Below are 12,554 nucleotides of genomic sequence, written 5' to 3'. Positions count from 1 at the left end.
GGTTATCCACAGCTTATGGGTAGAACTCCTCAAGCCCTTATAGTATCAATGTTTGCGCAGATCGATAAGAGAGGACAACGAGTTCGTAGGGCGATTTTATTTATTTATTTACAGGAATGTGTAGCGACAAACACCATAGAAACAGCGGTGTTTCACGTCTGAAAATTTATTAATTTTTTTACGAAAAATAGCTTAGCAATGCAAATTTATCAAATATGTGCCTACAAAGTGGTAAATGGTCGCTTGTAAAGCAAAAAAAGTGACCAACAATGCTGGTCACTTTTTGCAAGCATCGAAGATGCGTTATCAATATCAGTCTTTTATATAAATCAAATCCCACACCCCATGTCCACGCTCTATGCCACGACGCTCAAACTTGGTCATTGGACGAAAGTCGGGGCGAGCGGTGAAGTTGCCGACACCTGCTTGATTGGTTAATCCAGCAAAATCATCTAATACTTCGACCATCCAAAACGCATAATGCTCCCAGTCAGTTGCTGTATGAAACCAGCCACCTTGTTTTAAGCTACGCGTGACGATGTCCATGCGTTCTGGACTGACGAAACGACGTTTATAGTGGCGCTTTTTTTGCCATGGGTCAGGGAAATAAAGCTGAATACGGTCGATGTGGTTTTCTGGTAGCTGTTTGAGTAATTGAATCGCATCACCGTTGATGATTTTGACGTTACTTAAGCCTTGAGTACCTGCCATATAAGCGCATTTACCGATACCGGGCTCATGTACTTCGACGCCAACAAAATTACGTGTGGGCTCAGCTGCTGCCATTTCGATGAACGAATCACCCAGCCCAAAACCAATCTCTAACGTAAGCGGTGCTTCACTACCGTTCGGGCTATCTACGAATAATATTCTGAGGTCGTCGATGTCACTTAAGTCGCCATCACCGAAGCTGTTATTAACCAAATATTCGGCGAACTCGGGATCTGTGAGTGCTAATTCGGCGTTTTTGTTCATATGCGTACGGCGCTTCATAAACGTATTGACGATACGAATATGTTTTTTGCCGTCTGCAGGTGCTGTCTCATCACTGATATTGGTATCTAGGTCAGTGGGGGTATTGTCAGAGTTGCGGGTGGCGGTACGGCTGCTAGGATCTGACTGGTCATCAGTAGCATTACTGCTATCGATATCTTCGTTGCTATTAGGGTATTGGCTCATAGAATTGACAAGGCTTCATAAAATGGGTGATTGACGTTCATTATAAGTCAAATCGTTATGGCTGTGAATGTGCAATGCGATTCTGGTGGTTGAAAAGAATGAATTTGATATCAATTGAGAACGCGCCCTAGTATTTTTGCAGAATTGATGTATCTGTCATCTGAGCGTTGTACATAGTCGGCTTGTCTTCTATACCTCGTTTTTTTTATACCCTGTCTTTTATACAGAGGTTTTCTACACATGGTACTTGGCGATATCATATAATGACCACTGTTATCGTCATTCTAAAAAAGCAACAGAGCATATTATCATGTTATTTATCGAAACTGACTCGCCGCCACCGTTTTATCAAGAGCAGCTAACGCCGATGCAGCGTGAACAGTTGGATAAGTGGTTTATTGGTCATCGAAGTCAGCGTTATTACCTCAAACGGTTTGAGCAGTTTGATAAGCAAGGATATTTGTCACCAAAATGGCACTGGGCATCGTTTTTCATGACGTTTCCTTGGCTACTGTATCGTAAGCGTTATATGGATGCTATTGTATATAGTGTCGCAGGTTGGTCGTTTATCCAGATGAATGTGGCGTTGGTATTGGTGGCGTTCGAATTTGTAGTAATGTCCCACATTCCCGACGATTTTCAGATGGGTATACGTATAGGTATTGCCGCACTCATTTGGCTGTTTTGGTCGTTTATGGTGTCGCGTTGGACGGATGCGTATTATTACCGAATGGCGCGCCGTGAGATAGCTGATGCGATCAACGACTATCCACGTGATGCAAGCGAACAGCAGGCGCACTTGCAAAGAGAAGGTGGGGTCAGTCTGTTTGGTTTGGGTTTAGGGTTTTGTTTTTTTGCGTTCGCTTTACTGGTGATTCAGGTGCAGTTTTTGCCTATTGTGGCCAAACCAAAAGAGAATGCAGTGTTGTTTGATACTTACTACATCGCCAAAAATGCGCAAAACCGAGTGGCGCTCATTTATCAGCAGACAGGGAAATGTCCAGTTAACCTACCATTGAGCGCAGCCGATCAGCAGGTGCGTATGCATATCGATACCAAAGCAGCTGGCGTGACAAAAACAGACTGCGCTGTCATTGCTACCATCCAAAACGTACCGTTTCCCGTGCGCTACCTAAATGATCAGACGTTAGTCTTTTATCATTTGCCTAACAGTGATAGTTGGGCCTGCACCAGTTCATTGAACAAAAAACAAGCCCCGAAAAGCTGCCTATCTGAATAAGCTATCATTTCTATATTTCGGTATGTCTGCATTTCAGTATGTCTACATCACAGCGAGCCCTAAACTCTTTAGGGCTTAGGATCTGTTGCGACGTCATCCTTATCATCAATTGGTGTTGCTTGGCTCTTTAATGCGTCGTAGAAATCAGTCAAATCTAGCTTGCGTGCTTTATCGATGTCTTCGTCAAACAGACTCTCAAGCTCTGCCATTGCTGATTGTGCTGATTCAATCATGCTCGCTTCATCATCATAGATAGCTTGTTGACGCTCAATTAAGTCGTCATCATAGTCACGGAAAGTCTTAACGGTTTCACGTGCTTTTTCGGGTGATATTCCGAGCAGTTGTAGCGATTCACGTGACATGTCTAGTGAGGACAAATAAGTCTCACGCCAGATATGGCGAACACCAACTTCACGTAGACGATAATAGTGCTGACGATCTCGTGCGCGTGCCAATACAATCATGTCTGGGTAGTTTTTACGCAGATATTGAGCAGTGGTGATAGAGCGCTCCAAGTCATCAATAGCAAGTATAAAGACACGTGCTTTTTGGATGCCAGCGGCACGCAGAATCTCAGGATTTTTTGGATCGCCATAATAGACTTGGTTACCAAACTTACGGACAAAATCAACTCTGTTGGCAGAGCGTTCAATCGCAGTGAACTCGATATTGTGCATGCGCAGCACTCGTCCGATAATTTGACCCACTCGCCCAAAGCCAGCGATAATCACCTGATGTTCGTGATCAGGGATAGTATCGTATTCGCGGCTAGGTTTTGTTTTTGCAAATAACGGCTCGCCGACTTTTTCTAATATCAGAAATGCCAGTGGCGTCAGCGCCATAGAGATGGTCACGATAAGGTTTAGGGTGTTGGCAAGCTCAGGACGTAGGACGTTTTGTGCCGAGGCGACACTAAAGAGCACGAAAGCAAACTCACCACCTTGGGCAAGTGTCACACCCAGTCTGATGCTGGTCGGCCAGCGATTGCCAAATGCTTTTGCAATCACGGCAATGACGCTAAACTTAAGCAGTATCAACGCCACTGCACAGCCGATGATAAAGATAGGTTCGGCTAAGATAAGTTTGACATCGGTCAGCATACCGACTGACATAAAAAACAAGCCTAGAAGCAGCCCTTTAAACGGCTCGATACTGGCCTCTAACTCATGACGATATTCAGAATCGGCTAACAATACCCCAGTCAAAAATGCACCCAATGCCATTGATAGACCGATCTGTCCCATCAAAATAGATACGCCCATGACGATAAATAGTGCAATGGCGGTCAGTAACTCTGATGCACCACTGGATGCAACAAACTTAAAGAAAGGTCGAACGACATAACGGCTGGCAAAAATCAGCCCAGCGAAAACAGCGAATACTTTACCAAAATAAATCAGGTCGTAGCTTTGCTCACGCACCCCTGAAAGAAACGGGATGACCGCTAATAGAGGAATGACGGCAATATCTTGGAATAATAAAATGGTAAAGGCTTCGCGCCCATGGGTACTAGAAAGCTGCTGTTTCTCAGTCAGTATCTGTAATACAAACGCAGTAGAAGACAGGGCCAGACCGAAACCAACAATAAATGCCGTATCTAAGTGTAGCGAGAAAAATTGATGTAATATCCACATCAATAGTATGCCAGTGAGGCCGACCTGCAAACCACCGAGGACAAATATAGAGCGGCGCAATGCCCAAAGCCGTGAAGGTTGAAGCTCAAGACCAATGATGAATAGAAGCATGACCACGCCAAACTCAGAAAAGTGCAATAAGCTCTCAGCGTCGCCTGCCATATCTAAGACACTAGGTCCTAATATCAGACCGGTAATGAGATACCCTAAGACGGTCGCGATACCAAATCGCTTACCTAGAGGTACAAACAGCAGTGCAGCTCCTAAGAAGATGGTGGCTTGTAACATTAAATTTGGTGAGCCAGCGGCGGCAGCGAACATCTGGTATCCTCAAGGAGTCATGATAAATAAAAAGTAATAGTGTATTTGGCAACTAGAGCGAAACCTAATATAAAACACTGGTGAAACGGATAATATAGTGTCAACGTATGTTATTTTTTACGATAAATCTTCCAAACGCCATTGTCTGCGATAGGGTTGCTATAAGCATCATTACGGCGCTTACGCGGAGTCTGTCTGCTATCAACTATCTTAAAATCGGGCAGCGCATGAACGATGAGACCAGTACGATAAAAACGAACTCGCTCAGGCTCTAGCATCTCGCCCTTACTATCTCGACAAAAAACATAAGCTCGCAGGTCAATAAACTCACGATGCGCGACCAGACGTGCGTCATCATCTTTATCGAAAACTGCTGTCATACGTACGATTTCATCGGCACTATAATCACCACACTTGTCTATCAGAGCGCCAACTGAGCCAAAGTTTTTGGATTCTTTAGCGCGAGTTTTGGTTAAGTGTAATCGTTGGACGTGATAGATAAATTGAGGAATCTCGAGGCTGGCAGGCAGTGGAAGATAGTCGGGTGGTGTGTTGGCAGCAGGATAAAAATCTTGTGCTCGCCCTAGCAGCGTTTGCCATCGTTGCTGGTAGGCCTGAACTTCTGCTAAATTACCTTCAAATATAGGCATGTCTCGAATTTGGCGTAAGATATCAGGCGGGAACTGCTCATCGCGGAAGCTGGAAATATCTTCTTGTAGCGTTGACAGCAAAGCCTTGGCATATTTTTTGCCATCTTTTGATGTGGGGTTGTCGATATAATCTGGAGCGACAAAGGGTGCTGAACGTCTAGACATAGTGTTGTATCATCAATGAATCGTTTAAAAATACTAATAACTGTGGTTGTCAAAGTCAATAAGTCTGCTTAATTGTGGTGCTATATGGCTATTATAACCAAAAAAACGCATGCAGTAAGTTATTCTAAGGGTGTTATTTTGGGTTTATTATTGAACGAACTATGTAAGTGCCTCAGGGTCGCTTTTACCGCTTAATAACTACCAGCCGACAGGATCAATATCCAAGGTCATTTTGAGGTATTTAGTGCTCGGCAAAGCAAGTGCAGGCTGCCACCACTGTTGCAATACGTGATGCAGTTGACGGCGCTCTTTGGCTAGCAGCAGCAGTTGTGCGTGATAACGGCTGTTCTTTTTACTCATCGGTGCATCGATAGGACCGAGCACGGCCAGCTTATGCGCATTTGGAAAGATAGCGATTGCATCTTTGAGAGCTTGCATCGTGGCAGCAAGAGTTTTGCCTTCACAGCGTATCAAGGCAGCATGACTATAAGGTGGTAGCCCCATCATTTTTCGCTCCTGTAAAAGATTGCGAGCAAATGATAGATACCCGTCTTTTACCAGTTTCAATAACAGCTCATTGTCAGGTTGTAGCGTTTGAATCAATACGCGACCCGCCTTATCACCACGACCTGCTCGACCTGCTACCTGGATCATGAGTTGCGCGGTGTGTTCCGGAGAGCGAAAGTCTGCCGATAAAAAGCCTCGATCAGCGTTCGGCATACACACGAGGGTGACGTTAGGGAAATGGTGACCTTTGGCGACCATTTGCGTACCGACCAAGATAGCAGGGCTGCCTTGGTTGATGCGTTGATAAATGCTCTCCCAGCTGTCTTTGCGTCGGGTTGTATCACGATCAATTTGAATAATGGGGTAGAGCTCTTTACTGGTTTGCGGGTTGGCAAAAATCGCGTGCAAGTTTTCGCTTAATCGGGTCGTACCTAGACCTTTGGCGTCTAGATTTTGACTGCCACAGTCGGGACAGACGGTGGGAATATAAGCCTGCCAGTCGCAATGATGGCATTTTAAATAACTGTTAAACCTGTGTTGGCGACTGTTCTGACGATTATAATGCACTGTTAGATGTGCGTCACAACGTGGACAGTCTGCTTGCCAGCCGCAGGCTTCGCATAATAAAACAGGTGCATAGCCGCGCCGGTTTAAAAACACCAATACTTGATCACCGGCTTCTAGGGTCTGACGTATGGCACCAATCATAGCATCCGTTAGCCCTGTGTCGTAGCGCGCACCATCGTCTGTCGTCTGTTGATGGGTGTTTTGCTGTCGTGCATCGATCAGTTGCATAGAAGCAGGCTTGGCGTTGCCTGGTCGTGTCAACAGTTGGAGTTCCATCAGCTTACCGTCATCGACCAATTTTAAATGTTCCAGTGAAGGGGTCGCGGTTCCTAATACCACGGGTATATTGCATTGTAGACCACGGTAAAGTGCAACGTCAGCAGCATGATAGCGCAAAGTGTCTTGTTGTTTATAGGAGCCGTCATGAGCTTCATCAACGACGATCAATCCCAAATCCTTAAACGGGTATAGTACAGTTGAGCGTGTACCAATGATGATTTGTGCATGACCTGTCCGGCAGTTTTGCCAGCCTTGTAGGCGATGGGTGTTGTTCATGCCAGAATGTAGCAGCACAATTTCGGCAGAAAACCGACTAGCAAAACGCGCACGTGTCTGTGGGGTCAAACCGATTTCTGGTACCAAGATAAGTACTTGTTTACCAGCTTCGAGCACAGCTTGCATGACTTGTAGGTAAACCTCGGTTTTGCCGCTACCCGTAATACCATTTAACAAAAACCCCGTATAGCGTTGGGCTTCGTGAGCGTCGAGTATAGCGGTAACTGCTTGCTGTTGCTCATCATTGAGGTCAAGTGGCATTTTAGCAAGCTTGACAGGCGCTGGGGCTTGCTTTGGTTGAATATGGTGTTCTATCAACCCTTTTTTCTCCAGCGTTTTCAAAAACGGGCGCTGCATTCCTTCTAGTAGTAAGGTGTCTTCACTAGCACCACGCTCACCGTGTAGCTTTAGCATATCAAATTGCTGTTTTTGTTTTTTTGCATTGGGATGAAAGTCGTCATCAGTAATGTGCGGCAGGATACGCCAGTGAGTAATTAAAATATCCAGCGGTTTGCCCTGACGAACCAGACTAGGCAAGAGGACGGCTAGCACATCACCGAGCGGATAGTGATAATAGCGGGCTAGCCAATGAGCCAGCTTGAGCAAGCGGTCATCTAGGATGGGCTCAGCATCTAAGCAGTTATGAATAGATTTGATTTTGTTAATGGATACAGTGCTATCAGATTCACGGACATGCGCGACCACGATACCGATGAGTCTCTGTCGACCAAAAGGCACTTCGACGCGGCTACCAATGGGTGGTAACCAAGTTGGCGACGTATTTGGCGAGGCTTGCGTACCTACTGGCAAGCGGTAGTCAAATACTCGGTGAAGGGGTACGGGTAGAGCGACTTGCACCAACATAATGGGCTTCACAGTATTATTAGAGAATGGTCATACCTAAGAATAAGATATACATTGCTTAACTTTCTAAGTCTCTTAGATACCTACTGAGTTTCTTTGGTTTTTTAGTTATCAAGCGGATATTGGGTAGGTATGAAGCAGTTATCAAGATTATAGAGTCCGCACGAGTTGTACGTGTTTGAAGATGGTATGAGGTTGAATAAAGTTAAAGGTTAAAAACATAAGTCAGCCAGCCTAGCATGACGCTAAGCTGACTAAGTAACAGTGGCTCGATTAGAACGGTCGTTATTTAGAATGGTCGTTATGTTGTTAGCTTGAGGAGATGTGAGTCTTATTCGATATACATAATGCTTTCAATCTCAACCACGCCACCTTTAGGGAGGGCAGCGACTTGGACAGCGGCTCGGGCAGGGTATGGTTCGCTCAAGTTAGCAACAAACACTTCGTTTAAGACTGCAAAATCACTCAAATCAGTGAGTGATACATTGAACTTAACGACATCATTTAAGCTACCGCCAGCGGCTTCACAGATGGATTTGATATTTTCAAAAACTTGCTTGGCTTGTGCTTCAAAGCCGTCTCGCAATTCCATTGTTTCAGGGTCAAATCCAAGCTGACCTGAGATGTAGACGGTATTACCGACTTTAACGGCTTGAGAATATGTGCCAACAGCGGCAGGAGCTTTATCGGTTTGGATGGTTTGACGAGTCATACTGTATCCTTTTTATATTTTTTGGTTTGTAAGGGCTTTGCCATTAAGTGAGATTTCAATATAAAAGTGGCTAATTAAAAATACTTTATACCAAGCCACGATTTTTTTTGTAAAAATTTACCATGTTTAAGCAAACAACACAGCTTACCATTGTTTAATATTTCATCGTCCAATATTTTTTGAGATTTTCTAAAAGCGCTTCAATAAATCATTCAATGTTTGATGAGGCGAAGATGGTCATTCAGTTTTTAGTATTTTATCTCTGGCCCATGTTATGTATTACAGTTGATATAATCGGACGATATTAGGGAAGCCAAATAATGAGCGTATTTCGCGAATCCCTTGTGCTAAATGATTGCGACTGCGCACAATGATATGAAGAATGGTATCCGTGCTACGAACATCAATCATTTCAATCCCCATATTGAGCTGGCGCAGATGATAAACCACTTCACTGATTTGTTCATCACTGAGAGAAATAGACAGCTTGAGGTAGGCAGAGAAACGGACTTGTCCACTGTTTTTGATATCGAGATTGTTTGTCTCAGGATCTTCGGGTTCGCCTTGTTTGACGGCATCGTCGTTACGCCAGCGCAATTGAATGACTTGATAAGGGTTATCTTTACGAATCTCATCAAGCGAATAACATTTGTGTCGATGGGCGACCAAGCCATGACGTGATAGATGGCCGACGATAGGATCGCCATAAATAGGGTGGCAGCAGTTGGCGAAGTCAAGTTCAACACCAGATGCATTGACGATCAGCTGTTGCGGTTGGTTGATATCATCACTGAGTTTCTTGGCGTGTAGATCGTTTACTTCATCACTAAATAGTCGAGTCACAATAAGCTGTGGCAATAAAGTCCCTGAGCTTATCTGCTCAAATAATGAGTCTTTTTCTGTTAATCCCCGCCATTCTGTTAAGTTTTTCCAATCGCTATCGCTTAGGTCATCGAGGCTTTTTTGATATGTTTTAAGTGCGCGGTCTAGGGCTTGCTGACCGTGATGTATTTTGTCGGCGATGGACAAGTCCTTAAACCACCGTAGTATTTCTTCACGAGCTTTATTGGTGACAACAAACCCAATCCATTCGGCTTTTGGTTCTGAGTGACTATTAATCTCGATTTCGACTGTCTGTCCGTTTTTGACGACTGTGCCAAGCTTGGCCGCTTTTTCGTCGATATTGGCACCGACAGCGACATTGCCAACCATTGGTCCAACGGCATAAGCAAAGTCTAAGGCTGTTGCGCCTTGAGGCAGCTCATAAGCGCGACCTCTTGGACTATAACAGATCATTTTACTCGAATGAAGATAATCCATTAGCTCATTGATGGTAGAGATTGCTGCTGAAAAATCAGGGGTACCGTCATGTAGTGAGTCTTCTTCAACCAAGTCTTTCATATTACGTAAAGAGGCTTGAATGACCGATTGGCTGACGTCAGAAGCGTGTTCGGCACCGATCACACCAAGCCTGGCAGCATTTTGCATTTGCTTGGTCAAAATAGTTACTTTGACCACATCATTATCACGCTCATAGATGAGTGTCAGTGACTGGTTACCGCCAGGCAATGGGCGGCGGATGTTATCAGCAATATGCGTGTCATTGATTTGGTACTTTTTAATAAGATAATAGGCTAGCTTGTCACATTCCTCGATACTGTCCAATACGATTTCAAAGGCATAATGACGTAGTAGTGAGCTGATCTCACCGCGATTGCGAAAGAACTGACGGTAAATCACGACGCTATTGTCTAGAACTTTGACTAGGCCGTTTAGATCCAGGTTATTAAGCACAATATTTAAATAGCGATGGATGGCTTCTCTTTGGAAGCTGCGTCCAAGACCGTGCTGTAGTAGCTTATCAGAGATCTTCCCATACATTTCGGGGTTTAGGTTGCGATAACACAGCACCTCGATGTAGTCAGCAATGTCATTGAGTCCCATCAGCCGCGCAAACGGCACATAAAAGTCCAGTGTTTCTCGAGCGGTTGCTTGTTGTTTTTCGGGGCGTACCGCGTCTAAAGTCGACATGTTGTGCAAACGGTCAGCAAGTTTGATGATTAATACTCGAGGGTCGGCAAGGGTAGCAATCAAAATTTTATGAAAGGTAGCTGCCTTGTTTTCTTGCTTGTTATGCATCGAAGATTTAAGTTTGGTGACACCATCGACCAGTCTCGAAACGACCGTGCCGTAACGCTGCGCAATTTGCTCGTCATTCACTTCCGTGTCTTCTACCGTATCGTGCAAAATTGCCGCGATAATAGTATCTCGGTCTAACCGAAAGCCCGCCAATATCTCAGCGACGGCAATAGGGTGAGTGATATAAGGCTCACCTGATTTACGCTTATCTTTAATATGTGCAATATCACCAAACTCACATGCGTCAATAATATCACGGCGCTCATCGGCATTGAGGTAACCTACAGATCGCAACAAATTATATTGAGCCTCATCGACCAAATGATGACTGAGTTTAGGCAAGTTTTGACTCATAAAGTGACGATCCTATTTTTCATTGCTTAGTGGCTAATTTGTCGACTTTTTATCGGCCGAAGTAAGTGGCTACTGAATGAATACTGACCTGTTACAGGCAAGGTTGGAAAACGGTTAGATTAACCTCTAATAAATCGTAAAACGTATTCAATGTCAACTGCTAAGCAACTAGGGGTTGTAATAAATGTTAAGTTTTAATGCAATCTTATAGTTTGAGGGCTAGATGATTACTAAAATGACCAGTAGTGTGGTGATAGTACATCATAAAAACATCTCGTCGGTCTGTCTAAAAAACAAAATTGAGTCATATTATTTTTTAGCATATATGCGCTAACCAAAAAACCACAGCATCGGCTGTGGTTCTCATGATCAATCGGTTTATTTTAATTCATAAAGCAGTCAACCATGCAAAATGCTGATACGTAAAACTCATGATATAGGTTGCTTAGAAACTATGATCACCTGACAAAGCCAAATCTAGCGAGTTCGTAGCAAAGTTATGTTCTGGCTGATTTAGAATATCACGGGTAATTTTGCCACCAGCAATCTCACGCAATGCCAACACAGTAGGCTTATCGTTATCGACATCCACCAATGGCTCTGCGATACCTTTGGCTAATTGACGTGCGCGCTTGCTTGCGACTAAAATCAGTTCAAAGCGATTATCTACATTATCTAAACAATCTTCAATCGTCACTCGTGCCATAAATAGCTACCTCGGTTGTTTTTATTAGCGACAGAGCTTGCCCGCTGCTTAATAAAAATAATATCAAAAAAATGTAAAAAGGAATAGCTGGACATTGTAGCATTTTTCGTCTGCGTGGTGTCATCATTTAGTTCTTAATGTAGATAATAAGAAATAAGACAGCCAAATCGTTGAATGTGCCGTTCGGCTGCATTTTTATTATTCTGCGTACGTGCTATTCCGCTGCCTTATTGTTGAGTAGGTCGGCGATGGTGCCACGGTAACGCTGCTGTTGGCGATGTAGTGTCTGTCTGTCAGCAACGATAATGGCTTTTAGCTCAGCCAGTGCTACCTCAAAGTTGTCATTAATGACGATATAATCAGAGTGGACGTGTTGTGCCATTTCGTCCACGGCACCAGCCAAACGTTGTTCTATTACTTCAATGGTATCTTGAGCACGTGTTGATAGACGCTGCCTGAGTGTGTCGATGCTTGGCGGTAAGATAAAAATCATCGTGGATTCGGTGAAGATTTTTTTGACTTGTAGCGCACCTTGCCAGTCAATTTCTAAGATGACATCAATACCGGCTTCTAATTGCCTACGCACACTTTGTTCTGAAGTGCCATAATAATTGCCAAATACCTCAGCGTGCTCTAAAAATTGATGGTCATCAATAGCAGATACAAAGCTATCGACATCGGTAAAGTGATAATGGTGACCATCAATTTCGCCCGGACGTGGGGCACGAGTGGTATGTGACACGCTAACGGTTAAGTCATTGGTGATAGCAAGCAGCTGCTTAACCAGTGAGGTCTTGCCGGTACCTGAGGCGGCGGTGACGATAAATAATGAACCTGTCATACAATGTGTCCTAATTGTGTGCCTTAATTGCGGTGTGACCAAAAAAATCTAAATAAACGCCCGAGTATTTTCAAGAGCAATAAAAGCAAATTATGCTAAAGTAACGTATGAGTTTTATCC

General features: G+C 44.1%; 9 protein-coding genes. 1 reads left to right on the top strand and 8 read right to left on the bottom strand.

The features are described 5' to 3' along the window. Positions 1 to 312: 312 nt before the first annotated feature. The gene (gene trmB / locus L0J61_RS04640) at positions 313 to 1,179 is read right to left on the bottom strand and encodes a tRNA (guanosine(46)-N7)-methyltransferase TrmB (RefSeq protein WP_301465156.1); all 867 of its coding nucleotides are present in this window, start codon (positions 1,177 to 1,179) and stop codon (positions 313 to 315) included. A 310-nt stretch (positions 1,180 to 1,489) separates the two neighbouring features. Here trmB and L0J61_RS04635 point away from each other — a divergent pair, with 310 nt between their 5' ends. Beyond that, positions 1,490 to 2,419 (top strand): DUF2628 domain-containing protein, encoded by a 930-nt coding sequence (locus L0J61_RS04635; protein WP_301465155.1) that lies wholly within the window; start codon positions 1,490 to 1,492, stop codon positions 2,417 to 2,419. 68 nt (positions 2,420 to 2,487) lie between these two features. On the opposite strand, the gene L0J61_RS04630 is transcribed toward L0J61_RS04635, so the two are convergent. The 7 genes from L0J61_RS04630 to gmk all read right to left on the bottom strand — a co-directional run bounded on the left by L0J61_RS04630 (position 2,488) and on the right by gmk (position 12,434). Then, a complete protein-coding gene (locus L0J61_RS04630; protein WP_301465154.1) occupies positions 2,488 to 4,374 on the bottom strand; it encodes a monovalent cation:proton antiporter-2 (CPA2) family protein in 1,887 nt (628 codons plus the stop codon). A gap of 110 nt (positions 4,375 to 4,484) precedes the next feature. Further along, on the bottom strand, positions 4,485 to 5,189 hold the full coding sequence (locus L0J61_RS04625) for a hypothetical protein (protein WP_301465152.1): 705 nt from the start codon (positions 5,187 to 5,189) through the stop codon (positions 4,485 to 4,487). Positions 5,190 to 5,387: 198 nt separating this feature from the next. After that, positions 5,388 to 7,682, bottom strand: a complete 2,295-nt coding sequence (locus tag L0J61_RS04620) for a primosomal protein N' (protein ID WP_301465158.1) — start codon at positions 7,680 to 7,682, stop codon at positions 5,388 to 5,390. 331 nt (positions 7,683 to 8,013) lie between these two features. After that, the gene (locus L0J61_RS04615; RefSeq protein ID WP_301465151.1) at positions 8,014 to 8,394 is read right to left on the bottom strand and encodes a RidA family protein; all 381 of its coding nucleotides are present in this window, start codon (positions 8,392 to 8,394) and stop codon (positions 8,014 to 8,016) included. A gap of 279 nt (positions 8,395 to 8,673) precedes the next feature. Beyond that, entirely contained in the window at positions 8,674 to 10,887 is a 2,214-nt protein-coding gene (locus L0J61_RS04610; protein WP_301465150.1) for a bifunctional (p)ppGpp synthetase/guanosine-3',5'-bis(diphosphate) 3'-pyrophosphohydrolase, read from the bottom strand. Positions 10,888 to 11,332: 445 nt separating this feature from the next. Beyond that, on the bottom strand, positions 11,333 to 11,593 hold the full coding sequence (gene rpoZ / locus L0J61_RS04605; RefSeq protein ID WP_301465148.1) for a DNA-directed RNA polymerase subunit omega: 261 nt from the start codon (positions 11,591 to 11,593) through the stop codon (positions 11,333 to 11,335). 214 nt (positions 11,594 to 11,807) lie between these two features. Continuing rightward, entirely contained in the window at positions 11,808 to 12,434 is a 627-nt protein-coding gene (gene gmk / locus L0J61_RS04600) for a guanylate kinase (protein ID WP_301465147.1), read from the bottom strand. Between the last annotated feature and the right edge of the window lie 120 nt (positions 12,435 to 12,554).

It is taken from the genome of Psychrobacter sp. (genome assembly GCF_030457785.1).
Taxonomy (GTDB): Bacteria; Pseudomonadota; Gammaproteobacteria; order Pseudomonadales; family Moraxellaceae; genus Psychrobacter.
The sequence above is the reverse complement of the archived record's forward strand: the minus strand, read 5'-3'. Positions and strand labels throughout refer to the sequence as shown.